This window comes from Pseudomonas helvetica (genome assembly GCF_039908645.1).
Taxonomy (GTDB): domain Bacteria; phylum Pseudomonadota; class Gammaproteobacteria; order Pseudomonadales; family Pseudomonadaceae; genus Aquipseudomonas; species Aquipseudomonas helvetica.
The window spans coordinates 6,156,980-6,181,068 of the sequence record NZ_CP150917.1 but is presented as its reverse complement, the minus strand read 5'-3'; the positions used below and the strand labels follow the sequence as shown (position 1 = coordinate 6,181,068).

Below are 24,089 nucleotides of genomic sequence, written 5' to 3'. Positions count from 1 at the left end.
TTTGCAGAGTCTAGGGAGCTAGCTTGTCTACGCCTGTCGAACCCTTGCGTTTGCTGCTTCTGGCCGAAGAGCCAGCGTGGGCAGCGTTGTTACGCGAGTGTCTGGCTCCTATGGGGAGCTCGGCTGTGCTGATCAGTGCACCGACCTGGGAGTCGGTGAGCAGTCTATTTGCTGACAACCGCAGTGCTGTCCTGTTGACCATTCCCGCACTTCAACCGGAGCCAGGCCGTTGCAGCCTGCCGACGGTGCTGTTGCTCGAACATGAACCGTCCACCCCACCGGACGGTGTCAGCGACTGGCTGGTTCGCGATGCGCTGGATGTGGATACATTGCGCCGCAGCCTGCGCCATGTGCGTGAGCGCGGCGTGCTCGAAAACACCTTGCAGCGCCTCGCCGAGCAGGACCCGCTGACCGGGATTGCCAACCGCCAGGGGTTTCAGACCCTGCTGGCGGCGCGTCTGGCGGAAAACGACGGCCGTGGCCTGGCACTCGGGCACCTCGATCTCGACAACTTTCGACACGCCAACGACGCTCTCGGCCACCAGGCCGGCGACCGGCTGATCCTGCAAGTGGTCTCGCGGCTCAAGAGCCAGCTTGAGGCCGGCGATCAACTGGCGCGTCTGGGCAGCGACGAATTCGCCTTGCTCATCGACACCCGCCGCGCACCGCAACGCGCCGAGTGGATGGCCGAACGCATCACCGAAGTCATGGCCGAACCCTACTGGATCGACGGCGAAAGCCTGTTGATCGGCTGCAGCCTGGGCATCGCCCACGCGCGCGCGCAGGCTGGCGCCGACCCGCTGATGTGGCACGCGCATATCGCCATGCAGCAGGCCAAAAGCACCCAAGGCTGCACCTTTCATATCTTCAATGAACGCATCAACCGCAACGCGCGCAGCCTCGCCGATCTTGAAAGCGAACTGCGCCGGGCCTTGCGCCGCGATGAGCTGGAACTGCATTACCAGCCACGGCTGAACCTAGACGACGGGCAAATTGTCGGCCTCGAGGCTCTGGTGCGCTGGCGTCATGGCGAGCGCGGGCTGCTGCCGCCGAGCGAGTTCGTGCCGCTGGCCGAGCAGAGCGGTTTGATCGTGCCGTTGGGGTACTGGGTAATTTCCCGTGCCTTGCGCGACATGCAGGCGTTGCGCGAACGCGGTCTGCCGCCGTTGCACATGGCGGTCAACCTGTCGTTCCGGCAGTTCCAGGACAGTCAGTTGCTGTCGACGTTGAGCCGGTTGATTGCCGAGCGCGGTGTCGAAGCGCAGTGGCTGGAATTCGAGCTGACGGAAACTGCAGTGATGCGCCGCAGCGATCTGGTCAAACAGACCATGGACGCTTTGGGGCGTCTGGGTGTGCGTTTCTCCCTGGACGATTTCGGCACCGGTTTTTCGTCATTCGTGCACCTCAACAGCCTGCCGATTGCCTTGTTGAAGATCGACAAAAGCTTTGTCGGTGGCATGGAGACGCGTGAGGAAAATCGCAAGCTGGTCCACGCGATGATCAACCTCGCTCACAACCTCAACCTGGAAGTGGTCGCCGAGGGCGTTGAAACCCTTGAACAGCTTGAGCTGCTGCGTGATTTTGGTTGTGATCAGGTGCAGGGTTACCTGATCAGCAAGCCGTTGCCGCTGGCCGAGCTGGTTGAGTATCTGACGTTTGGCAGTAGCCAACAGGCTGTCCTGGCTTAACAAAACTCGTAGGAGCAAGGCTGGCCCGCGATGGGATCACTGCGGTGTATCTGATACAACGCGTGATATCTATCGCGGGCAAGCCGTGCTCCTACGGGTTAATCAGGCTGGACGGTGCTGTACTGCACTGCCTGTTCCGGTTGTTCACGGCGGATCATCCGCTTCATCTTCCATTCGAATGCCAGCGTCAGGCTCACGGCCGAGCAGGCGAGCCCCAGCGCCAGACCCCACCAGACGCCGGTCGGCCCCCAATGGAGGTGGAAAGCCATCAACCATGCAGCCGGAGCGCCGATCAGCCAATAGCAGGCGAGGCCGACCAGGAAGGTAGTCTTGGCGTCCTTCAGACCGCGAATACAGCCCATGGCGATAGTTTGCGTGCCGTCGAAAAACTCGAACCACGCCGCCACCATCAACAGGCTCACCGCAAGATTGATCACTTCGCGAAACGCCGGGTCGTTATGGTCCAGGAACAGTCCCACCAGTTGGTTCGGCAGCAGCCAGAAGACCATGGCAAACCCGAGCATCGCCGCGCCACCAACGGCAATCCCGACCCGCCCGGCCAAGCGCGCATCGAGCAACTGCCCGGCGCCGTAGTGCTGGCCGATGCGCATGGTGATCGCATATGAAAGCCCCGCCGGAATCATGAACGCCACCGAGACGATTTGCAGGGCGATCTGATGCGCCGCCAATTGCGTACTGCCCATGGTGCCCATGCACAACGCGGCAAACGCAAACAGACCGACCTCTACCGCGTAGGTGCCGCCAATCGGCAGGCCGAGACGCCATAGCTCGCGCAGGTACTGGCGATTGGGCCGTGACAGGCCCTTGCGCAGTGGGTACGCGGCGTAAGCCGGGTGCTGGCGGATATGCCAGGCCAGGCCCAGCGCCATGCAGTTGGCGACGATGGCGGTGACCAGGCCGATCCCCATCAAACCCATTTTCGGCAGGCCGAACATGCCGGTGATCAGCGCATAGTTGAGCAGGAAGTTGGCCACGGTCCCGAGGAGGCTGATGACCATCACCGGTGTCGTCCGGCCGATGGCGCTGGTAAAACCGCGCAGGGCCATGAAGCTCAGGTAGCCGGGCAGGGCGAACGGCAGAATCAACAGGAACTGGCCGGCCGCATGCACGTTGTTTTCAGTCTGGCCGAACAGCAGCAACACTGGCTTGAGGTTCCACAGCAGCAGACCCGCCACCAGCGCCATCAACCACGCCAGCCAAAGCCCGGCCTGGGTCAGCCGCGTGGCGCCTTCAATGTCGCCGGCACCCTGGCGGATCGCCACCAGCGTGCCGACCGCCGCGATCACGCCAATGCAGAAAATCGACACGAACGAATAGCTCGCCGCGCCCAGGCCGCCACCGGCCAAGGCTTCCGGGCTGAGCCGAGCCATCATCAAGGTATCGGTGAGGATCATCAGCATGTGCGCCAACTGCGAGGCAATCAGCGGCCCCGCCAGCCGCAGGATGGCCCAGAGTTCGGTACGTGCTGGATGCTGCATGATCATCACGCTCGTTTAGTCAGATAAATCGGGAAGGGTTGATTCTCGGCGCTCGCAAGCGTTTGCACAAAGGGATAAAAACGATTGCTGGCATGACTAAAACTCATGCTGGAGAGTTTCTGATAAGGTTCCGGGGTCGCGCTATAGGAGCTTTCCCAATGTCTCGTCGTCTTCCTCCGTTGTATGCCCTTCGCGCTTTCGAGGCCGCAGCGCGGCACAGTTCGTTTACCCGTGCTGCCGAAGAATTGTCGATCACCCAAAGCGCCGTCAGCCGACATGTGCGTACGCTGGAGGAGCATTTCGCCTGTCGGCTGTTTCAGCGCAGCGGGCGCAATCTGCAACTGACCGAGGCCGCGCGTTTGCTGCTGCCGGGTGTGCGTGAGGGCTTTGGTGCGCTGGAGCGGGCCTGCAATACCTTGCGCGCCGAAGATGACGTCTTACGCATGAAAGCCCCTTCGACCCTGACCATGCGCTGGCTGCTGGCGCGACTCAGTCGCTTTCGGCATTTGCAACCGGGCAACGAGGTGCAACTGACCAGCGCCTGGATGGACGTCGACTCGGTGGACTTCAATCACGAACCGTTCGATTGTGCGGTGTTGTTGAGCAACGGGCATTTTCCACCGGACTGGGAGGCCAGTTACCTGTTCCCTGAACTGCTGATCCCGGTCGGCGCACCGAATCTGTTGAATGATCAACCATGGGATGTCGAGCGGCTGGCCAGTACTGAACTGCTTCACCCGACTCCTGATCGGCGTGACTGGCGCAGTTGGCTGGAGTGTATGGGCCTGTCGGAGCAGGTGTCGCTCAAGGGCGGGCAGGTGTTTGATACGCTGGAGCTGGGGATGATTGCCGCCGCCCGTGGTTACGGGGTGTCGATGGGTGACTTGCTGATGGTGGCCGAAGATGTGGCTCAGGGGCGTTTGAGTTTGCCGTGGCCGACTGCCGTGGCCAGCGGCCTGAATTATTATCTGGTCTGGCCGAAAACCCGCCCCGGCGGTGAACGTTTGCGCCGTCTCAGCGACTTCCTCCAGGGTGAGGTGCAGGCCATGGAATTGCCAGATGTCGAGCGCCTCGGCTGAATCGATGTAGCCACCGCCATGGCAGCCTTGAGCGATATCCTTGTGCATCGCTCAAGTATTTATCTACGCCGCCGAATCCCTGAAAGTGGGACCTTCGTTCTGAAAGGTTTCGCGCTTCCCCTATTACTGGATATTTTGCCGAGCCACGCGACGCGATCAGGATGATCCGGCTCCTCGGCCAGGAGCTGTCATGTCTCAACCTCGTGCCCGGATCGCCTCACAATTGGGGCTTGCCCTTGCCGTCATCCTGGCGGTCGTCATCAGTGGCAGCACGGTGTTCGCCCTGCGTTCGCTGGATTCTGCCAACCTCGACACGCGTGAAGAGCATCTGGCCAGTGAGGCGCGGTTGCTGGCCGACCAGTTGAGCACTTTCCACGGCACCCTGCGCGAAAGCACCCAGCGCCTGAGCGGGTTGTTTGAAAAGCGTTTCAGTGGCGGTTTGAGCGTGCACCCGGAGCAGCCGGTGACGGTGGCGGGCGTGCAGACTCCGGGCCTGCATCTGGGCAACGAAGTGTTGAACAACAACTTCGACAAGGTCGATGAGTTCAAGCAAATGACTGCCGGCGTGGCGACGTTGTTCGTGCGCAGTGGCGAGGACTTCATTCGGGTCAGCACCTCGTTGAGCAAGCAGGACGGCACCCGCGCCATCGGCACGCTGCTCGACCATGCGCACCCGGCCTATCAGCGGCTGATGGCGGGGCAGAGCTATGTCGGCCGGGCCTTGCTGTTCGATCGTTCCTACATGACGCAGTACACCCCCGTGAGCGACAGCAGCGGCAAGGTGATCGCGGTGTTGTTCGTGGGTTTCGATTACACCGATGCGCAGAGCGCGCAGTTCGACAACCTCAAGCGCTTCCGCATCGGCCAGAGCGGTTCACTGGCACTGCTCGATGAACAAAACAAATGGCTGGTGCCGCCGGCCGGCGTGCAGGCGCTGGATCAGGCGACTTCGACCATCGCCGGTTTGGCCAGGACACCGGGGCGGGGCGCCTTCTGGAGCGACAAGTCCGAAGACTTCTACAGCGTTGCCGTGCCATTCGAGGGCGGGCCATGGTCAGTAGTGGCGAGCATGCCGAAAAGCGAAATCCGCGCAGTGACCTGGAGCATCGGTATCCGCCTGGCCATTGGCAGCCTGCTGGCGATGCTGCTGGCGGTAGGCGCGGCAGTCTGGCTGTTGCGCAGCAAGCTGGCGCCGTTGGGTGATCTGGTGCGGCAGGCTGAAGCCTTGGGTGCGGGTGATCTGAGCGTGCGTTTGAACGTGTCGAGCCATGATGAAATCGGTCAATTGGCGCGCAGCTTCAATCAGATGAGCCAGGCTCTATCGACCATGGTCGAGCACATCCGCAAGGCCTCGGAAGAGGTCAACAGTCGCGCGCAAGCATTATCCGGGTTGTCCGGCGGTGCGTATGAAGGGATGGAGCAGCAGTCCGGTGAAATCACCAGCATGGCCGGTGCCGTGGAAGAATTCAGTGCGACCTCGCTGAACATCGCTGACAACATGGGCAACACCGAGCGTCTGGCCCAGGAAAACGCCCAGCAGACGCGGATCGGTCGTACCTCGATGGAAGAAGCTTCTTCGTCCCTTGAGCAGATTGCCAGTGCTCTCAACAGCACGGCGACGGTGATCAACACCCTGGGTCAGCGCTCCCAGGAAATCGGCGGCATTGTCGGGGTGATTACCGCGATTGCCGATCAAACCAATTTACTGGCACTCAACGCCGCGATCGAGGCCGCGCGCGCCGGCGAACAGGGCCGTGGTTTTGCAGTGGTGGCAGACGAAGTGCGCAACCTGGCCTCGCGCACTCGCGAAGCGACTGACGAGATTTCCGGGATGATCCAAAGCATCCAGCAGGAAACCGGTCACGCCATCAGCACCATGGAGCAAGGCAAGCTGCTGATGCACGAAGGCCTGACGCGCAATGCCAATGTCGCGTCGGCGCTGGCGCTGATCGATGAACAAAGCCGCTCGGCCGGCCAGCAATTCGCTGCGATCACCACCGCCACCCAAGAGCAGAGCAGCACCGCGACCTTGCTCAGCAGCAACCTGCAAAGCATCGCCATGGCCAACAGCGAGCAGCGTGAAGTGGTGTCGAACCTGGCAATTACTGCCAAGGAACTGGAAAACCTGGCGGCAGAGTTGCGGCATGAGGTTGATCGTTTTCGCTGAGGTCACCTCTGGAATCGCCATCGTTGGCAAGCCTGTTGTTGGCGATTGAACCCGTCGACTGAGTTTTGCTGGAGTTATGCCGTTTTTAAGCTTGCTGAAACGTTTCATCAGCGCTATAAAAATCGCACAACTCCAAGAAAGGCTTTCACCATGACCCCGCTCAAACTTCTCGTCACTCTCGGCGCAATGACCGCTGCCTCCCACGTTATGGCTTGGGATTACGTGTTGCTCGACACCGACAAGGCTGCCCAGAACCAGCAAATCACCAGCCAGCAGCTCGGTGTGAAAACCGACAAACCGTTCTCCGTGACCCTGCGCACCCTGCACGGCGGTCGGCAGGAGGGCGTGAGCATCGTCGACATTGATAACGGCACGATGAAACTCTCGGTGGTGCCGACCCGCGGGATGAACGTCCTGCAGGCGTCGGTGGGTAATGTGCGTATGGGTTGGGATTCGCCGGTCAAGGACGTGGTCAATCCGTCCTTTATCGAACTCAACGGGCGTGGCGGACTGGGCTGGCTCGAAGGCTTCAATGAACTGGTCACCCGCTGCGGCTACGAATGGGTCGGTCACCCCGGCATGGACAACGGCGAACTGCTGACCCTGCATGGCCGCGCCGCGAACATTCCGGCCAGCAAGGTCACGCTGCACATTGATGAAAAACCGCCTTACGCCATCAGCCTGCGCGGTGAGTTGAAAGAGCAGGCGTTCAAGAAGGTCGACTTCTCGGTAATGACTGAACTGGTCACCGAGCCCGGCAGCGTGCGCTTCGCCCTCAACGACACCCTGACTAACAACGGCGACTATCCGAAGGAATACCAGGCGCTCTACCACAGCAACTTCAGCACCCCGTTCCTGGAACAGGGCGCCCGTTTCGCTGCGCCGGTGAAACAGGTGTCGCCGTTCAACGACAAGGCCAAGGGGGACTTGCCCGACTGGCAAACTTACCGCGCGCCGACCAAAGACTACGACGAAACCGTCTACAACGTCGTGCCGTATGCCGATGCCAAGGGCGACACGCTGACCGTGCTGCATAACAAGGCGGGCAGTCTCGGGGTGTCGGTTGGCTTCAATACCAAGCAATTACCGGTGTTCTCCCTGTGGAAAAACACCGATACCCAAGGCCAGGGCTATGTCACGGGGCTGGAGCCGGGGACGAGTTTTTCCTACAACCGCCGGTATCAGCGGCCACTGAACCTGGTGCCGACGATTGCCGCCAAGGAGCAGAAGCAGTTCCAGATCAGTTACAGCTTGCTGGCGGATAAAGCGGCTGTGGATAAAGCGTTGGCGCAGGTGAGCGAGATTCAGGGTGGACGGGAGACTGAGGTAAGGCAAACACCGTTGGTGGATCTCACCAAGGAATAACTTCGACTAGTGCGTGGTCGGCCGATACTGCAACGCTTCGGCCAGATGCTCGCGGGTGATGTCGTCGACTTGCTCAAGGTCCGCCAGGGTGCGCGCCACCTTGAGCAGTCGGTGGGCCGCTCGTAGCGACAAGGTCAACCGTTCGCACGCGGTTTCCAGCCAGTGTTCATCGGTTGTGGATAACTTGCAGTGTCGGCGCAGGCCCGGCAAATCGAGGAAGGCATTGGCGCAGCCCTGGCGTTTGTGTTGCCGCTCCCTTGCGTCCGCGACCCGGGCGGCGGCGGTTACGGTGTCATCGCCAGGTTTTAACGCGGGATTCAACGCCGTGACTTCGCGGGCAACCGTCAGATGCAGATCAATTCGGTCCAACAGCGGCCCCGACAGTTTGTTGCGATAACGCTGGATCTGGTCCGGTGAGCAGCAACAGCGGCCGCTTGGCTCGCCAAGATATCCACAGGGGCACGGATTCATAGCGGCCACCAGTTGAAAGCGCGCGGGAAAACGCACGCGGTCACGGGCTCGGGAAATCACGATGCAGCCCGACTCCAGTGGCTCTCTCAGCACCTCCAGCACCTTGCGATCAAACTCCGGCAGCTCATCGAGGAACAGGACACCGTGGTGGGCGAGGGTGATTTCACCGGGCTGCGGTTTCGAGCCACTGTAGGATTTAGAAATAGATGAGACAGTGGTGCTCTGGAACCCTTGAAAAATGGCAGCTTTCGTTGGAAATAGCTGAGCCAATATTTCGAATTAGGTGCGACTAAACTCGATATGGACAAAAATAGCTGCGATAAAACTAGACCGCGCCAAACCCGAGCAATCAAGCCCACCAAGCGAAGCATGTCGGGTGTCTTTCCCTTCCGCAAAGAGGAAGGAATCCCCTATGAGTCGATGCTGGAGCGCGACTTTCTTGCGCGTACGGCGTTCTCTTGCAACGTCGAGACGATTGTTCCGCAGCCGGTCCAAATTGATTTCGCCGGTAGAGACGGCCGCACCTTCCAGTACACACCAGACTTCCTAGTTTACTACCGGTTGGGTGGTCGTAATCATGAACAATATCCGAAGCCAACCTTGGTCGAGGTGAAGCCAGAGGCTGACTGGAGAGCGAACTGGAGGAAGTGGCTGCCTAAATGGAAAGCTGCTTGGAGGTACGCGAACGACCAAGGGTGGAATTTCCACATCTATGACGAGAGCCGTATCCGCGACACTGCCTTTGCCAACATTCAGTTCCTGGAACGCTACAAGCGTTATCACTATCCGCCTGAAGACTCCGCGTGGATTCTGGAAACGGTCAGGCAGATGAATGTGGTGCCATTCCACTACCTGTTGGCTCGACACTTTGGGGGCATCTACAAGGCTGAAGGTATCGGACACATCTGGCACCTGGTGGCAACGAGGCAACTGGATTGCGACATCCGACTTCCACTCAATAGCTTTCTAGAACTTTGGATACCCGAGTGATGACTGATCAAGGCGATAGCAACCAAGAGCTCGTTCCGTTCGAGCCTGATCGAGCTCGGGTCGATGCCAACATTGATTCGATGGTGGCTTATGCAGACCACGTGTACCGGGTCTCGCAAGTCTTAGATTTCACGACGGTCATCGGGATCGATGTTGAGTCTGGGCGCGCTGCAGCACTGCCCATCGCAGCCCTCAAGCCTGTAGCCAAGGAAAAGGTCGAAGGGCTGTACGCCTACTACGATATCGCGGCGGTTGCGGCCGAAGAATGGGCTATAGCGCAGAAGCGCTATGCAGCTATCCAGCCGCTAATCGGCAATGTTGTGGTCGGGCGTAAAGAAGTTGAGCAGCGAGCGGAAGAAGTTGGCGTTGGGGCGGCCACGCTCTACAGGTGGCTTGGCAAATACAGGGATTGGGGGGAGCTTCTCGCACTGATCCCGCGTAAGCGTGGCTGGCAACAAGGTAACTCTCGTATCTCAGCCGAGGCGGAAGAGATTATTCGATCGGTCATCAAAGGTTTTTACCTGAGCCACCAGCGGCCGACGGCGCAGGAAGCTGTAGAGAGGGTGAAGGAAGCGTGTGAAGCGAAGAACATTGCGTCCCCGAGCCCTTCCGCTATTCGGGCCCGCATCAATCAGGTATCCGAAAAAGAATTCTTTCGTGGTCGAGGTTTCGCTGAAATTGCGCGGAACAAATACACCCCGTCACCAGGCAGTTTTCCTGGCGCTGATTTCCCTTTGTCCGTCGTCCAGATCGACCACACGCCTATCGATGTAATGCTTGTGGACAACGTTCATCGCCTGTCCATAGGCCGAATGTGGCTGACATTGGCGATTTGCGTTCATACGCGAATGATCACCGGGTATTACCTGGCGCTGGATGAGCCTTCTGGTATTTCGGTAGCTATGTGTGTGGCCCACTCGGCACTTCCTAAAGAAGATTGGCTGACCGTTCATGGCGTTGAAGGTGAATGGCCGGTTTGGGGATTTCCGGTGGTTCTGCACTCTGACAATGGCCCTGATTTCCAAGCGGAAACGTTGAAGCGCTCCTGCTTGCTATATGGAATCGAAAACCGGTTTCGTCCTGTCAAACGCCCAAAATTCGGTGGGCATATCGAGCGACTGTTGGGTACCTTCATGAAAAAGGTGCATTCGCTACCAGGCACCACGTTCGGCAATGTCGACGACCGAGACGGCTATGATTCCGAAGGTAAGGCGGCGCTGACGGTCGATGAGTTTGAGGTGTGGCTGGTTCGGGAGATTCTCAAATACCATCAGGAATACCACTCAAAGATTTTTATGAGCCCGGCGCGTAAGTGGCATGTGGGCATTTTTGGAAATCTTGGCGTCGATCCTCTTGTCGGGATGCCGATGCGTCCGACTGATCCGTTCACGATCCAGCGGGATTTTTTACCGTCCTTCGAGCGCACAATCCAGCACTACGGTGTTGAGTTTGATGTGCGTTACTACTCCGAGGCGTTGCGGCCATGGATCAACGCCAAAGATGAGGAAACGGGCAAGACTCGGAAATTCATCTTCCGTCGCGATCCGCGTGATATCAGTGTCATTTGGTTTTTTGACCCAGTGCTCAAGCAATACTTCAAAATCCCCGTCGCGAACCAGGCATTCCCGGCAGCCAGTGTGTGGGAGTATCGAGCGGCCAAGAAGAAAGCAGTAGACGAAGGGCGAGCTCACATCAACGAGGAGCTCATCAAGAGGTATATCATTGAAAACCGGGAACTGGTCGCTTCAGCCCAGGCAAGAACCAAGCAAGCAAGGCGCCAGGTCGAGCGGCATCGTCGTCACTCGAAGAACGTGACGCCGGCCCAGCCTCAGCCCCAACCGGTTCAGGCTCCGCAAGAGCAGCCAGCCTTCGCCACCGGTATGGTTGATTTCGATCTGAATAGCTTTGGAGACGTCTCATGACGCAATATGCGCACGTCCATCCTGAGTTTAGGGCGGTTGTTCAGCTTTCCGATAACGAACGCCTGCATTTCCTTGATCAGCCTCGTTGGATTGGTTATCCCGCTGCTCAAAAAATCTTGGATACGCTGCTGCACCTGATGCAGATGCCTGCGCGGCCCCGGATGCGTAACCTGCTCATCGTCGGCGACTCCAACAACGGGAAGACGACAATCGTCCGCCGGTTCGTTGCCCTGCACGGTGCGGCTTACGTCAACGAAGAGGTCGAGTCTGTTAAGCCGGTCATCTTGACTGAGGCTCCTCCCACTTCAGGCGAAAAGGGGTTGTACATCGCCATCTTGGAGCAGTTCTGGGCTCCGTACCGCGAGTCGGATTCCGTCACCAAGCTTCGCTATCAGGTGATTCATTTGTTCCGCACTTGCAGCGTAAAGCTGCTGATCATCGATGAGTTCCATTCACTGCTGACGGGCTCCGCGATAAAGCAGCGGGAAACGATGAATGCGCTCAAGTTTCTCTGTAACACCTTGGCTATTCCCGTGGTGGGGGTGGGCACACCTGATGCTGTTCGTGTGCTTCATACCGATCCTCAGCATGCCAGTCGCTTTGACGTGATGCCGCTGCGCACGTGGGAGCCCAACGCTGACTTCCAGCGGCTGGTTAAAGACTTCGAATCAGTTCTTCCGCTTCGTGAAGCCTCCGGTCTATCTCGGCCTCACCTGGCTCAATTGCTCTACTCCATATCGGGGGGAAACACCGGTGACCTGCAGCGCCTGTTACTTGAGTGCGCAACCGAGGCCATCAAATCAGGCAAGGAGCATATCGACCAGTCGATAATCGAGAGCAAATCATGGCTACGGCCTACACGTGGCATCCGCGAGTTGATCTGAATCACTCGGTTTGGCCCAGGACGCAACCCATCATGGAGGATGAGTTGCTCACCTCTTGGCTTGTTCGCACTGCTCTAGCCCATGGGTGTTCCCCCTTGGCGTTGACCAGCATCATTTGGCCGAAATGGCGCGCTTTGAGTTGTGATCTGGATCGGGGGTTGAGCAGTGACCGAGCGAGCAGTCTTGCCAGTCTGGCGGGCTGCTCTGTTTCTGAGGTGTCCAATTGCTGCCTCGACTCTATTGCTGAAGCGATCAGCGAGAGGCCGATTGGTAAAGCAACTTGGCCTTGGATTCTTGTACGGGGAAACAGAAATCTCCGCTCTGCGGCCGGTCTTCAACTTTGCCCACTGTGTTTTGCTGAAGGCCCGCCTTATTACCGGATCAGTGGACGGTTAGCTTGGCACTTCAGTTGCCCTCGGCATCAGGTATGGCTTATCGATCGCTGTCCGAACTGCTGGACCTCGCTGCAACCTCAACGGCTCTTGCCACCGGATCAAGATTGCGGGGCCTGCCATCTGTGCGGGTATCGCTTTGCACTCAGCCCGGTTGAAAGCACCTGTGAGTCGGACATGCTGTTTCAGCAAGCTGCCGATGAGTGTCTTAGCGGTCATTGTGTTGCTGGGTCTCAATTGATGACCACAGCTGACTGGTTTCTTTGGGCCAGGATGGTTCAGTCATTCATTCGCTGCGCCTCGCTTCACCCCACTCAATCAATCAGTGCCATCCTCCGTGATTTGGGTGTGCAGATGCTCGCGACAAGTCCATCAGGGCTTGCCCTGGAAGCGCTTGCGGTGAGAGAGCGTGCAGAGCTTCTGGCGCAGACTTGGAAGGTCATGTCTTTCGATCATGAGATCTTGGCGCAGGTGTTCAGGGCCCATGCACTGTCTCGATCTGCTCTGCCGCTGCCACGAGGATGCCATGCGCCAAGCAGCATTTCAGGCATCTTGGAGGCCCTGCAAAGTGGAGCATCACGACATCGCAAGAGCGGTGCTGGGCTTCATGGGGTGCCGAACGTAGCTAAAGCCTGGGCTCGGCTGCAAAGGAAGTTTTCACGAGATGGCTAACGACGATGGCCCAAGGTCTAGCATGTGCGAAGGCTGTGGAAAGTCGCTGTTCAGAACCAAAAAGATACACAAGCAGCTGAAGTATTGTTCGACCTGTTACGCCCGTCTGTTTAAGCGCCGCCCTTGTCCGCAGTGCGCTGAAGTCGCCCGTCTGCCCATATTTGATTTGAAAGCAGTCTGTCAGCGCTGCTTATCCAGCCAGCCCTGCGTGCGCTGCCATCGCGTGGGTCGCCCGGTCGGTCGAATGACGGTCTATGGGCCTGCGTGTAATTCATGCGCGCATTACTTCCTCGCGCCGCAGCCTTGCGATATCTGCCAGGTGCTCTCGACTCGACTGGTGAACATGCTTGCTGATGGGCAGATAGTAAAAGGCTGCCCAAGGTGTGCGCATCGCGATTTTGAAACCTGTGCGGCGTGCGGGCGCAATCGTCGGCTGATCTTGGGGGCTGATGGACGCAAGCTATGCAGGTTGTGCTCGACGGTGGGCATTACCACTTGCTCGTTTTGTGGCGTAAATATACCCGCCGGCATGGGCGCAAAATGCACCGAATGCTACTGGGAGCAGACCTATCGCAAGCGCTTGGCCATGGACATTGAGGTGTTCAGCAGCGGCTGGATGAGAGCCGAGTTTGAGCGGTTTGGTGCGTGGCTCCCGTCCTGTACCCATTACAAGAAAGCAGCGCGCTCGATTCACCGGTTTTTGCTGTTCTTCCAAGAGATAGAGAAACACTGGCCGAGTTGGCCTTCGTATGCCGATCTCTTGGCGTACTTTGGTGCCGAAGCTCTGCGGCGCATGCAATTGCCCATGGTCTGGTACACCGAAATCAACGCGGTTGTAGTGGATGTTCAAGCGCGAGAGATGGACTCCGAGCACCGTCGGATTTCAGCAATTTTGGCGTCTACGGAGCCCGGGCGAAAAAGCGAGGCTTTGAATGGTTACTTCCGGTTGTTGATGGGCCGCGTGAGCATCGGGCGAACCTCCATCCGTTCAGCTCGATTGGCTCTCAGCACAGCGGCGCGCCTGCTCACTGACAAGTGCCGAGGAGCGAACGAACTACCAAGCACGGCCAAAGTCTCCCGCTTCTTAAGTGATGCACCAGGGCGGATGGCATCGGTAACGGGGTTTATCCACTACCTGAATGCCGAGTTCGGCTCGGGGATCGATCTCGGACAGGTCAGGCGCCTATCGAAAATTCTTGAAAAAAGAAGGCTAGAGAAAGAGCTCTTCGCGTTGCTCAGGCGGTCGCGGGCGGGCGAGGACGTTGAAACGCGGTGGCTCCTCGTCGGGCTCAAGTATTTTCACGGTGTTTCACGAATCAGTGCACGCGATTTGACCGTTGCCCCTGATGCCAGTGGAAAAGGTTTACGAGTGTCGATCGGATATCGAGACTATTGGCTGCCTTCTCCGTATATGGCGACACCCTGATCAATTGACGACTTTTGTCTCCAGCTTGAGATTCAGTTCAGCAAGCTTTGAGACTAGAACGCCCTCGAACAGAAATTCGCCCGGTGCTCGCTTTGAATGGTTAAAGGTGATCTTTGGAAAGCCGGCGTCGAGCCTTATGTTTCTCACCTGGCCCTGGACGTAGCGAATGTTCGAGCAAATCTCTTTGAGCGCATGCCTTGTGTCATTTTCGCCGGCACTGATTTCAAGCAATAGGCACTGATGGCCGGCAGCGTCCTCCGTCTCGGCGTTCGAAGCATTTTCTGCGTCTCGGGCTTGGGCGACGTAGCGTGGTCGTCGTTGAGACTCGATGATGTAGAAGCTGTGCAGACCGGCCCGTATCCTGATGATCAACAGGCCTCGCATGACTCTCTCGCGAACATCCAGGTATGGCCAATTGCGGACTTTCGGCGACAAGCTCGCGTTCTCAAGTGGGCGCAAGAGTTCCAGTTCAGGTGGGCCAATAGTCTGGTAGCCACGCTCAAAGGTGAACCATTCAACGCTGCTGATGATGTCGGTGTACTTTTCCGCGAGAAGTCCGCACGCCGCCCACATGGCTTTCAGGTCGCCTTGGGATTCCCAATTTAGTTGAGTCTGAAACTCCACCGAGCCCACGCCTTTGCTCGAGCCTTGCCCCTCACCGGGTGCGTGTAGAGCGTGTCCATTGGACGACGCGAGGACGTTTCCATTAGAGCCTTTGTGAGTTCTTTGTGTAGTTCTGATTCGCCGTCTGTCACCCAGTTGATGAATTGGATAGTTGGGCACCCGTAGCGTTTCGGAATCCACGTCGGGCGGCTCTGCGTCAGTCAATGACACCCTTTGGTTTTCCGGTAGTTCCTTGACTCGTTTTTGCCTGTGCCAGCCGCCGTCGTGAGTGCCATCAGTCACAAAACTGGAGCGTTCGATATCGATGACGGGGCCCTTCGGATCGCTGAAGCCCGTTAACTGCAAACAGAGAAAGGTCTTGCCATCGGCCAGCCATCTTCCCTTTCCCATAAGGAGCGCCGTCCCCTCAAACCATGGCCCTGCTTTGAGGTACGCTTTTGTAGAGTGTTTGGTGGCAGGGCCGAACTGTGCGTCGAGTTCTGCATAGATTCTTTTGCACGCGTCCCTCGTAGTTGGGTCGTGCAGCAGGTGCCACAAGAACACTCCTTCACTGCTGGATACCCAGTTTTTCAACTGGATTCGTTGGTCGCTTGGCTCGGTAGGAAAATCGTAGAAAAACCGCTGTAAGACCATGTCCCATGGGTAGGTGGCGAGAATCCGCGCTGACTCGGAGTTGCGGCCATAACAGCGGATGAAAAACTCGACGCAGGGTATGAGAATCTTTTCTTCATTCCAACCATCAACCTCCACAAGCCAAACGGGCCACTCACGTGACTTGAGCCCATATTCTTCGTCGTTCACGAGAAGAGTGTCGCGTAGTTGGACAAACCGCCAGGTCACGTTCTCGCGAAGGTTCACGGCGGTCACGCCTAGATCCTCCAACTGAATCTCCCCCGCCCACCGACCTGCCCGCCAACAGGTTCCAATCCTTAATTGACCGAGGAACGACAGCGCGACTGGAATGACCTCCGTGCTATGCAGCGTGCCGTCTGGGTCCAACCGACGAAATACGACGTCGACCAAGGGTTCGTGTGAGGCATTAGGACTTTTCCAGACGCCACCGTAGAGCCAGATGACGAGGTCGTAGTCTTTCTTCTCAAGAGCGCCGCCAAAGCTTGTCCGGGGCTTAAAATTTGAACGGAATGAACGTCGGGCGATGAAGGACAACGGAACACCAGCTTTGGGGATAAGGGCTAACAGATAGCACACGGCAATATCGTTGTGCCATCTGTTAAGGTGCCTCTTTCATTGCATTACGGTCGAAATGCTATCGATTCCGCCTGCGTCAAAGGTCTTTCTCGAACTTCGCCGAAAGCCATTTGATTTTCCCGTTTGCAGCCTTGCCGACCTCTAGCTGAAAAATCTGCCCATCGAGTCCTGGGCGCGAAAAGTCGATGCCGTCATCTGTCGGTGAGTAGCATCGTGAGGTGGACCGATACGGACGGAAGGCAGAGAGCTGATACTGGCGGCCATCAGCAAGTGATGTGAAATAACAGCCAAGAGAGCCGGCGGATGTCTTGTTTGACCATATTTTGAAGTCGAGGCGAGCAAGCCACGTTCCCGTCGGGACATCTGCCCAAGAATAGGATTTAGGATCGAAACCTGCCTCTATTGCACCGTTGTAACTCCACGCTCGCCGCTTATCGTCGGTCTGCGCCTCAAGCGTTTCTTCCATATCTCATCATCCTCAGTGATCGCCGGCCTGTTGTCGCCGAGCATTTCTGCTTTCTCTGCATGATTGAGCTGAAAGGTCCTGGATGCCCCTTCAGCTCTCACTACTACGCACGTAGGGCGAGGGCGCCTTGCTCACGTCACGATTGCTGCAGCGTTGGCGATTGCCACATCGACAGCGTTGTAGAGGTCTACTTCAGTCTGCTGTGTCTTTATCGACACAACCAGGCTGTACCTCACTTCATCATTGAAGCGCTGCTGTTTGACCAAGGTTTTCCACCACCCTGGCGCAGGGTAAATCCCGATCATCCCCAACCCCGCCAGATCGGAAGCCGGTCCGCGCCAGATGTCAGAGTGCAGAGATCCTTTATGCCGACCACGTGTACCTATCAGCCAGCGTGTGTCCGAGGGGCTGCTGAGGTAAGGGGTGTCATCGTCATCTTCCTCTCGGGCACGTCTGTTGATCCGTTGACGGAACACTGTTGCATCCTCGCCAGACCGGCTGACCTCAAAGCGCAGCCCATGAGATTCATATCGATAGCGCCCTTTGAGCCCGCGTTCTGCGACACCTGGATTCGGCTCAACAAAATAAGACAGGGTGACGCGCATCTCGACGTCCTCGTTGCCGAGGTTCAGCAACTCCTGCTGAGGCCAGGGAAGTAGGTGAAGATGCATGTCACGGGCGGTTGCCGGTTTAGATCCCTGTCGGGTGAACGGGCGAAGAGAATCCTCCACTACCAGGGTCAAAGAGTTGGATGCGCTCCACAGTGCCCGACCAATATCGGGAACACCGAAACCACAGGTGCGAACCAGGGCTTCATAGTCGGCCTTTGAGTCGCCGGCCAGAAACTCGGCCTTCATCCGCTCTGTCCACTCGGCGGAGTGCACCACTAGCGCACGTACCGTTTCCGGCCAGAGTTGGGGGTAGGCCGAAGAAATTTGCGCGGCCATGCGAGACGCGAGTGCCGAGGCGGCGCTGGTCGCCCACGTGGTAGTGAACAGGCGCTGCTGCGGCTCGTGTGACGTAGTCAGTAGTGAAAGCGAGGTATGGCTGAAAATGCCGTAGGCGTCCTGAACCAGGTTGCCACCCTCGAAGACGACATCTGGTTTCAACGGCCACGGCGTCCTCGTCCAGGTACAAGATGTCGTGCTGTAAGGGCTGAGACTGCCATTGGTGGCAAGAACAGACTCTCCAGCAACGACGGGATCCAGCGTGACTTTCTGGGTATACGCCCCCACGCATATCGCGTTCCATGACTGGCCCGGATCATGAATACCGTCAGTCTGATTGCTGAAGGGGTAATTGGCGTATTTCTCCGTATCGGCATTTCCCGCAGAGACGATCATCAGACGTGGCTGTGTCCGCCCGCCCAGAGCGTCTGAGGTCAGAAGATCCACGGCTGCTGACCAAGCCGAAGGCCGGCCTCTGTCACGGTCATCGAGGCTTGTAATCGCCATGCTGAAAACGCGTTGCTTGTCGGGCTGAATAATTTCTGGCCGCGCTACCGCATTCATCGTCAACGAACCGTATGTCTCGCGCTGGTAGCCTCTCGCGCTCGGTAGCAGCTTCACGGACTCGATGCGGTGGGAAATGCTCACTGGGCCTGGTGCTGACAGTGGATCAACCAGATCGCCGTAGAGGGCGACCCCGGCCAGACCGGTGCCATGGCCTACATCATCTTGAACTCCCCACTCGGCATCAACGGTATGCAAGTCCGCCATTGCAATGTGGTTGGCCAGCAGGGGATGGCCGTGGTTCACGCCGGTATCGATCAGGCAAATACGAACGCTGTTGTCATCCCCGCCTGAAGTACGCCCGAGCAGATCATCTGCCCATTCGCGCTGCTCCGTTGGTGTCAGCGCATCGAAGAATTCCGCTGTTTCCTTGGCGCGGCGAATCTCTGCAACCTCGTTGAGCAGTGCCATTGACGCGGTGATCGCTGTTTGGGTGCCGAAGACGTTGACGACTGTTCGCTCTGGGAAGGTCAACGCATCTGTCGATACTTGGAACTCAAGCACTCCCGCGATCGTTCGGAATCGCTGCAGTACAGCGGCTTGGTTATCGCGGACAGGCAACCAGAATTCCCACCAAATCGGCTGATCAGGATTGCTGGGCAGAGCGTCTTGGCTATCAGTCCATAGGGCACTGAAAGTCGCTGTTCGAATTTCAAGGATGGGGTTTAAAAGGGGGGTATTTCGAGGAACACCTTTACTGGTGTTTACGTGCATGTACTGCGTGACCAATCCTTCAAACGCACTTAGTTTTCCGTCGGGAACGAAAACCGTCGCAAAGTGAGTTTGGGTCGCCCCGTCGTAACGCACATTCAACAACTCAATTCGTTGCTGACCTCGGGCCAGTCCTTCAAATGCCAGTTCAAAGCCAGGCTCACTTACAAACTCAAGCTGCAAGCCAAAGCCGCCGTCCTGACCTTGAGAGCGTTGCAGTTGAACGGCTTGCGCCATTCGTGTTCTGAAGTGTTCCAGTTGTCCGAGCAGCCGCTCACCATGCCTTGTTTTGTCGCGAGGCGGAAAAACGGGATCTCGGGTGGGAGATGCCGTCGATTGGTATCGTTCCGGCCGCCCTGTACGTTGTAGATGAAAGTGTCGTCGCTGCCCTGCGTTTGGTTCCGTCATCGAAAAGCTCTACCGGCTTATAATCGTTGTCTTCCGTGGAAAGCTTTACGCTCTTCAAGATGCTTTGCCACGTCCCTAGCGTCTACCGCACCACGATCATGAATGATCGCGTCTTTAATCGCGTCATCTGCTGCCCGTACCAGCTCTGCGTAGCTCAGGCCACTTGCTACTGTGGTGAGCTCTTCCCAGTTTTTAATCGATTTTGAAAAGTTTACGAGCCGGTTTTTCAGCACGTCACGAATCTGTTCCGGGTTGGGCAGCCCATATTCGATAACATCATCAAAGCGTCGGAACAAGGCATAGTCGAGAATTTCTGGATGGTTCGTGGCAGCAATGATCAAGCTGTTGGACTGATCCTGCTCAATCATCTGAAGAAAGCTGTTGAGCACACGACGAATCTCACCGACGTCATTGGCCAGGCCACGCTGAGATCCGATCGCGTCGAATTCGTCGAAGAAGTAGATGCCCCGAGTGTCTCTAATGGCGTCGAACACCTGCCGAAGCTTGGCCGCAGTTTCACCCATGAACTTGGTAATCAGGCTATCAAGGCGAACGATGTACAGCGGGATACCGAGCTCTCCGGCCAAAGCTGAAGCGGTCATGGTCTTGCCCGTTCCGGGTGGGCCGACCAAAAGCAACTTGCGGCGGGGCGAAAGACCGTGTGCACGTATTTTTTCGAAATTGCGCTGTTCGCTGATAATGCGGGCGAGCCGGCCGTGGGTGGCGTCGTCCAAGATCATTTCAGAGAAGCGTGTTTGAGGAAGCGCAACGGAGAGCAGATTGCTCAATTCGCCTCGGGGCTGGCCAATGGGAACCGGGCCAGACGACAGCGGCTTTCGCTTGGACTGGGCAGAATCAATCAGGGTTCGTAGATCCTCAGCAAGCTTTCCGTGTCCTTGCTTGGCTTCGTGTGCGGCCATCTGCATAGCAACGGCAAGGAAATGACTGTCATCTCCTTTGATGTGTGAGCGCAAAAGCGCCTTTAAATGCTCGCCGCTAGCCATGGTTCTCTACCTTTTTCATCCCGTTAGTTTAATCGCTATGACCTGTCGATACCCTTAAGTACGCCGTTAAATGCGTGGCCGTTGGTCAGTAGCGCAGCCTCCATTGCGTGGTTCACCGTAGATGCCAGCCTTGCTCACTGCAATAGCCATCCAGGTGGGTAGACTAGCCCGAACAGCAGAAAGAGCCTCCCATTGGGCGTCTGAAAGCTGGCTGTGAAGCTGCGATGCAGTCTTTTCAGCACGCTCTGCGCCCATCCACGCCATTGCCCTGACGGCATCGCCGGCTCTGGACCTTCCTAATGCCAGCATCCAGTAAGGCACATGTTGCAGTGAGGCCCTGGTCGAGCCCACGGTCAGCTGTTTGCTACGGCCTGTCGTGAGAAAAGTCACTTCGTCCGGGGCCTGCGAAATCAGCCCAAATGATTTGGCCGCAACAGCACCACAGCCTGTGATCACGACCTTCCCCTGTGCAACGATGGACAGTGCGACAGCTTCTACCTTCGGAGCTTGGGTATCGTCTTGTCCCCGAGCGCAAGCAACGTAGATGCCCCGAGCGACGCGTAACAGGCTTCCCGCTTTAGCCAGGCGTGAAAACGCCTGATCCACTGCGGCCCGGCTACCCAAGTGCAAAAACTCCTTGGGGCTTAGAACGTGGCCTTTAGGGACAGCCAGACTTTTTTCCAGAATCGCTACAGGTAGGGAAGGCATCGATAGACTCACTGAAAGCTATGTCAGATATTGCATACTATATCTGACATTCGTTCAAGGCGTTATTTGCGGCTGCTTGTCAGCGACCCGACGATCGTGAAAGACATACCGAAGCGGGCCTTGGGAGTCCGCTATCAGATCAGAATGAAATGGGTGTCGAGCGCGCTGCCTGAGGGGAGTACCACCGATGTGGCGGGCAGATCACGGCTATTGAAGACTGATCAGGTCACTGACGGTGATTCTCTGTCTCGCACCTTTCCCGAGCAGCACGTACAGCGTGTTTTTAGTGAGGAAGAAGCCATTGTCCTCGAAGCTCAATTGGAACGAGCTGCGGACCCAGTCGCCAGCGTTGAAGCGTCCCCGGCTATCGAACACAACGTTTAACGCATAGACCATCACCGGCTCCAGGCCTCGGTCGCGAAGTGCCTCCATTTCGTCACTGGTCGTTTCCAGGTCGAGTATCGTCCAGTCGCGCACAAGGCAAGTCGAGAGATTTGGGAATCTGGTGTGCGCCAACGCCTGTGCATCATCGGGTGGCAAATCACAACCGTTCACGGGTTCACCGTGTCCGTCGACCAGTTGTGCAAGTCGTGCAAGATTCATCTGAGGGGACCTTTTTGAAGAAGTGAATAGCGGCGCTCGCGCATGCCTGCTGACTCAGAAACCTTTTCAACTGTAAAAACCCTCTGACACCTGAATGAGCATTTCCTCAACCCGATGCGTACCGGGTGTGGTCAAAACGAGTTCATTGGGGCTTTTGCCGGAAAGATGGGCCTTCGGTTTGGATAGCCATTGCTTGGCCTTGCTGGTATCGCCAAAGATTGCTTCTGCCATCGCGATGATATGTGTAATCCGGAACAGTCTATCGCTCTCATCCAAGCTCAATCGCTGATTCTTCGACAGTCGGATTGAAAGTGCCCGCGCTGAGATGATGGCGTCTCGTTGCCGAGGTTGAATCGTGTCTTGAAGGCAGAGCTTTTGCATGAGAGACGCAGTAAAGCCGGCTTCAATCAGCTCATGGAGCGCTTGATCGGATGTATCAATGGGTACCTGTAGATAGCCGGTCAGGCGTCTGCGGTAGTCGCCTTGAATCTCCTCACGTTGAAGCCTGTTCGTGAGGTGGGCGCGAGTAGGCTGCTCGATGGCACCGTGGAGCTCTGCTACACCATCGACCACTTCAAGGGTCAAAACGTCGCCGATGGCCATACCCGTGCGATTGAGGATGTCAGCCGTGAGCGGTATGAATACGTCGCCGCTACCGTCCCCGGCATCGTGCAACTGAACCTCGAATTTCTCACATTCGTTCATGATTGGCAGCTCTGACTCATAACCTGAGTGGATTGATTATGTTCGGATCGGGCACCCTCTGCACGATGGCGAGCGGGTTGGAAACGAGATTAATACCGGGTCAGGCTGGGCTTGCCCTGAACCTAGTTTCATTTCCCACCGTCGGTCGCCGCCCTTTTGGTTCCAAGCCTCGGGCGTGAAGTGCCTCCAGTTCGTCACTGGTCGTTTCCAGGTCGAGTATCGTCCAGTCGCACACTATCCGCCGACCAGTTGTGCAAGTCGCGCGAGATTCATCTGAGGGGGGGCTTTCTCAAGAGGTGAGCAGCGGCTCTCGCATTTGCCAGCAGGCGTGCAAGAAGACAACAGTCTCTATCGAGGTCGATGATGGGAGCGTTGGTCCGGGTTGTCAAAAGGCTACGGTGGTAGCCCTTTTGCTTGATGCTCGAACGTTGCGAGAGTTACTTGGCTGCTTGCGGCGTAGGCACGGCAGCGCTGGCCATATCTACAGGTGGGGCTGTAGGTATGTCGGACTGAGGTTTGTAGAAGCTCAGAACCGTAAAAGTTGCGCCGATCACGGTTGCGATCAGCGTCGCCAGCAAGAGCCGGTTATCACGATTGGAGCGTTTCAGTCGCTTGAGCAGGTCTTCGCGGTACAGCTCAAGGTCATCATGGGCGACTCGAAGGTTTTCCAGATGGGTCGAGCACTGTTCATAGTACTCGGCTCGATCTTGCTTGCTGTCTCGCGGCGTCAAAATCAGATCGCGAGCACCTTTGATTTGCTTCTGGATGTCTTTGTAGCCAGGAATGGCTTCGCTGAGAGAGATGAGTCTGAAGTCATCCTGAAACTGTTTGATCAGTTCCAGCTGTCGGGTGACCCCAGCCTCTACGGCGTCATAGATTGCCCGCTTGCAATGGTTTTGAGCCTTCGTCAGCTCTGTCTCTGCATCAGCATTGCCGCTGAGGTATTGGGTCATGTGATAACCCGCATACCGCAGCTCGTTGATTGCTGGGATCGACAGCTCCTGGCTGAGCTTTTCAACCAGTTTGATTTTTTCTTCGGCCTGCTGGAAAAGACGCACGAGCTCCAAAGCGAGCGCGTGCTGATCTAGCCCTGGGCGTTCAGGGAGGGGGGTAATATTGGTCACGTAGTAGGTCTTTCTCAGAACGAGTGTTGAGCAAGCTTTTGTTTGCGAGCTTCGAGCTGCTCTGAGGTCACGTACCGACCGTATTGAAGATTCACGTTACCGCGTGCGTATGAGCGTACGACATTGCGTGTCACTACCAGGGCCGCCTCTTTCGAGTCTTTGGCCGGTATCGTGACAAATGTAGGCATCAAGGCCTTAAGAAATCTTTTGAACCACATCTTATGATCCTTCATCGACGACTCGCCTATTTACTCCTGGTCAGAGTGGCGCAGTAGGTTCGGAAATGACCAGCGGGGATCAATATTCCAATAATGGCATTTTGCTATCATTTGGATATCGAAGGCGCGGCGATTATACATACAACATGCCCAAACGCTATCACTTTACGTTTCTGGGCTCCTTTCGGTTATCTATAGGATGTTTACCTCTAGAGGTCAACATTACTGGTTTTGCACGGGGTT

Annotated in this window: 19 protein-coding genes; 9 read left to right on the top strand and 10 right to left on the bottom strand. The window is 57.0% G+C overall.

What is annotated here, in order from left to right; genetic code table 11:
* Positions 1 to 23: 23 nt before the first annotated feature.
* Positions 24 to 1,688, top strand: coding sequence for a bifunctional diguanylate cyclase/phosphodiesterase (locus tag AABM55_RS28595; protein ID WP_347928342.1), 1,665 nt, complete (start codon positions 24 to 26; stop codon positions 1,686 to 1,688).
* Between the two features lie 98 nt (positions 1,689 to 1,786).
* On the opposite strand, the gene AABM55_RS28590 is transcribed toward AABM55_RS28595, so the two are convergent.
* A complete protein-coding gene (locus AABM55_RS28590) occupies positions 1,787 to 3,187 on the bottom strand; it encodes a NorM family multidrug efflux MATE transporter (RefSeq protein WP_347928341.1) in 1,401 nt (466 codons plus the stop codon).
* A gap of 158 nt (positions 3,188 to 3,345) precedes the next feature.
* On the opposite strand from AABM55_RS28590, the gene AABM55_RS28585 reads away from it, so the two are divergent.
* The 3 genes from AABM55_RS28585 (at position 3,346) to AABM55_RS28575 (ending at position 7,798) form a co-directional block, all read left to right on the top strand.
* Positions 3,346 to 4,266 carry a LysR substrate-binding domain-containing protein gene (locus tag AABM55_RS28585; RefSeq protein WP_054594627.1) on the top strand — a complete coding sequence of 307 codons (921 nt, stop codon included), beginning with the start codon at positions 3,346 to 3,348 and terminating at the stop codon, positions 4,264 to 4,266.
* A 190-nt stretch (positions 4,267 to 4,456) separates the two neighbouring features.
* Positions 4,457 to 6,433, top strand: a complete 1,977-nt coding sequence (locus AABM55_RS28580; RefSeq protein WP_347928340.1) for a methyl-accepting chemotaxis protein — start codon at positions 4,457 to 4,459, stop codon at positions 6,431 to 6,433.
* 150 nt (positions 6,434 to 6,583) lie between these two features.
* Positions 6,584 to 7,798, top strand: a complete 1,215-nt coding sequence (locus AABM55_RS28575; RefSeq protein WP_347928339.1) for an aldose 1-epimerase family protein — start codon at positions 6,584 to 6,586, stop codon at positions 7,796 to 7,798.
* Positions 7,799 to 7,804: 6 nt separating this feature from the next.
* On the opposite strand, the gene AABM55_RS28570 is transcribed toward AABM55_RS28575, so the two are convergent.
* On the bottom strand, positions 7,805 to 8,539 hold the full coding sequence (locus AABM55_RS28570) for an ATP-binding protein (protein WP_347928338.1): 735 nt from the start codon (positions 8,537 to 8,539) through the stop codon (positions 7,805 to 7,807).
* A 99-nt stretch (positions 8,540 to 8,638) separates the two neighbouring features.
* On the opposite strand from AABM55_RS28570, the gene AABM55_RS28565 reads away from it, so the two are divergent.
* The 5 genes from AABM55_RS28565 to AABM55_RS28550 are packed head-to-tail and all read left to right on the top strand — an operon-like array spanning position 8,639 to position 14,555.
* Positions 8,639 to 9,259: a TnsA endonuclease N-terminal domain-containing protein gene (locus AABM55_RS28565; protein WP_347928337.1), complete on the top strand. Its 621-nt coding sequence runs from the start codon at positions 8,639 to 8,641 to the stop codon at positions 9,257 to 9,259.
* On the top strand, positions 9,259 to 11,181 hold the full coding sequence (locus AABM55_RS28560; RefSeq protein ID WP_347928336.1) for a Mu transposase C-terminal domain-containing protein: 1,923 nt from the start codon (positions 9,259 to 9,261) through the stop codon (positions 11,179 to 11,181). The genes AABM55_RS28565 and AABM55_RS28560 overlap by 1 nt, the downstream gene beginning before the upstream one ends.
* A complete protein-coding gene (locus tag AABM55_RS28555; protein WP_347928335.1) occupies positions 11,178 to 12,065 on the top strand; it encodes a TniB family NTP-binding protein in 888 nt (295 codons plus the stop codon). The genes AABM55_RS28560 and AABM55_RS28555 overlap by 4 nt, the downstream gene beginning before the upstream one ends.
* Positions 12,026 to 13,129: a TniQ family protein gene (locus AABM55_RS29870; RefSeq protein WP_367576141.1), complete on the top strand. Its 1,104-nt coding sequence runs from the start codon at positions 12,026 to 12,028 to the stop codon at positions 13,127 to 13,129. The genes AABM55_RS28555 and AABM55_RS29870 overlap by 40 nt, the downstream gene beginning before the upstream one ends.
* The gene (locus AABM55_RS28550; RefSeq protein ID WP_347928334.1) at positions 13,122 to 14,555 is read left to right on the top strand and encodes a hypothetical protein; all 1,434 of its coding nucleotides are present in this window, start codon (positions 13,122 to 13,124) and stop codon (positions 14,553 to 14,555) included. Before AABM55_RS29870 ends, AABM55_RS28550 begins: the two co-directional genes overlap by 8 nt.
* On the opposite strand, the gene AABM55_RS28545 is transcribed toward AABM55_RS28550, so the two are convergent.
* From AABM55_RS28545 to AABM55_RS28510, 8 genes are all read right to left on the bottom strand, one after another.
* The gene (locus AABM55_RS28545; RefSeq protein WP_347928333.1) at positions 14,556 to 16,346 is read right to left on the bottom strand and encodes a hypothetical protein; all 1,791 of its coding nucleotides are present in this window, start codon (positions 16,344 to 16,346) and stop codon (positions 14,556 to 14,558) included.
* 118 nt (positions 16,347 to 16,464) lie between these two features.
* Positions 16,465 to 16,854 (bottom strand): hypothetical protein, encoded by a 390-nt coding sequence (locus AABM55_RS28540; RefSeq protein WP_347928332.1) that lies wholly within the window; start codon positions 16,852 to 16,854, stop codon positions 16,465 to 16,467.
* 131 nt (positions 16,855 to 16,985) lie between these two features.
* Positions 16,986 to 19,313, bottom strand: coding sequence for a S8 family peptidase (locus AABM55_RS28535; protein ID WP_347928331.1), 2,328 nt, complete (start codon positions 19,311 to 19,313; stop codon positions 16,986 to 16,988).
* A 188-nt stretch (positions 19,314 to 19,501) separates the two neighbouring features.
* Positions 19,502 to 20,488 carry an ATP-binding protein gene (locus AABM55_RS28530; protein WP_339496122.1) on the bottom strand — a complete coding sequence of 329 codons (987 nt, stop codon included), beginning with the start codon at positions 20,486 to 20,488 and terminating at the stop codon, positions 19,502 to 19,504.
* A gap of 66 nt (positions 20,489 to 20,554) precedes the next feature.
* Positions 20,555 to 21,196, bottom strand: a complete 642-nt coding sequence (locus AABM55_RS28525; RefSeq protein WP_347928330.1) for a DUF6088 family protein — start codon at positions 21,194 to 21,196, stop codon at positions 20,555 to 20,557.
* A 207-nt stretch (positions 21,197 to 21,403) separates the two neighbouring features.
* Complete coding sequence (locus AABM55_RS28520) at positions 21,404 to 21,799, bottom strand: hypothetical protein (RefSeq protein WP_347928329.1); 396 nt, start codon at positions 21,797 to 21,799, stop codon at positions 21,404 to 21,406.
* A 66-nt stretch (positions 21,800 to 21,865) separates the two neighbouring features.
* Positions 21,866 to 22,504, bottom strand: a complete 639-nt coding sequence (locus AABM55_RS28515) for an antitoxin Xre/MbcA/ParS toxin-binding domain-containing protein (RefSeq protein WP_347928328.1) — start codon at positions 22,502 to 22,504, stop codon at positions 21,866 to 21,868.
* A gap of 437 nt (positions 22,505 to 22,941) precedes the next feature.
* Positions 22,942 to 23,628 carry a hypothetical protein gene (locus AABM55_RS28510; RefSeq protein WP_347928327.1) on the bottom strand — a complete coding sequence of 229 codons (687 nt, stop codon included), beginning with the start codon at positions 23,626 to 23,628 and terminating at the stop codon, positions 22,942 to 22,944.
* Positions 23,629 to 24,089: the final 461 nt, after the last annotated feature.

Bases quoted from the DNA above. Each gene is read 5' to 3' on its own strand.
- AABM55_RS28520 (WP_347928329.1), bottom strand. From the start codon at position 21,799: ATGAATCTTGCACGACTTGCACAACTGGTCGACGGACACGGTGAACCC.
- AABM55_RS28585 (WP_054594627.1), top strand. From the start codon at position 3,346: ATGTCTCGTCGTCTTCCTCCGTTGTATGCCCTTCGCGCTTTCGAGGCC.
- AABM55_RS28560 (WP_347928336.1), top strand. From the start codon at position 9,259: ATGACTGATCAAGGCGATAGCAACCAAGAGCTCGTTCCGTTCGAGCCT.
- AABM55_RS28550 (WP_347928334.1), top strand. From the start codon at position 13,122: ATGGCTAACGACGATGGCCCAAGGTCTAGCATGTGCGAAGGCTGTGGA.
- AABM55_RS29870 (WP_367576141.1), top strand. From the start codon at position 12,026: ATGGCTACGGCCTACACGTGGCATCCGCGAGTTGATCTGAATCACTCG.
- AABM55_RS28580 (WP_347928340.1), top strand. From the start codon at position 4,457: ATGTCTCAACCTCGTGCCCGGATCGCCTCACAATTGGGGCTTGCCCTT.
- AABM55_RS28590 (WP_347928341.1), bottom strand. From the start codon at position 3,187: ATGCAGCATCCAGCACGTACCGAACTCTGGGCCATCCTGCGGCTGGCG.
- AABM55_RS28515 (WP_347928328.1), bottom strand. From the start codon at position 22,504: ATGAACGAATGTGAGAAATTCGAGGTTCAGTTGCACGATGCCGGGGAC.
- AABM55_RS28535 (WP_347928331.1), bottom strand. From the start codon at position 19,313: ATGGCGCAAGCCGTTCAACTGCAACGCTCTCAAGGTCAGGACGGCGGC.
- AABM55_RS28575 (WP_347928339.1), top strand. From the start codon at position 6,584: ATGACCCCGCTCAAACTTCTCGTCACTCTCGGCGCAATGACCGCTGCC.
- AABM55_RS28565 (WP_347928337.1), top strand. From the start codon at position 8,639: ATGTCGGGTGTCTTTCCCTTCCGCAAAGAGGAAGGAATCCCCTATGAG.
- AABM55_RS28540 (WP_347928332.1), bottom strand. From the start codon at position 16,854: ATGGAAGAAACGCTTGAGGCGCAGACCGACGATAAGCGGCGAGCGTGG.
- AABM55_RS28525 (WP_347928330.1), bottom strand. From the start codon at position 21,196: ATGCCTTCCCTACCTGTAGCGATTCTGGAAAAAAGTCTGGCTGTCCCT.
- AABM55_RS28555 (WP_347928335.1), top strand. From the start codon at position 11,178: ATGACGCAATATGCGCACGTCCATCCTGAGTTTAGGGCGGTTGTTCAG.
- AABM55_RS28530 (WP_339496122.1), bottom strand. From the start codon at position 20,488: ATGGCTAGCGGCGAGCATTTAAAGGCGCTTTTGCGCTCACACATCAAA.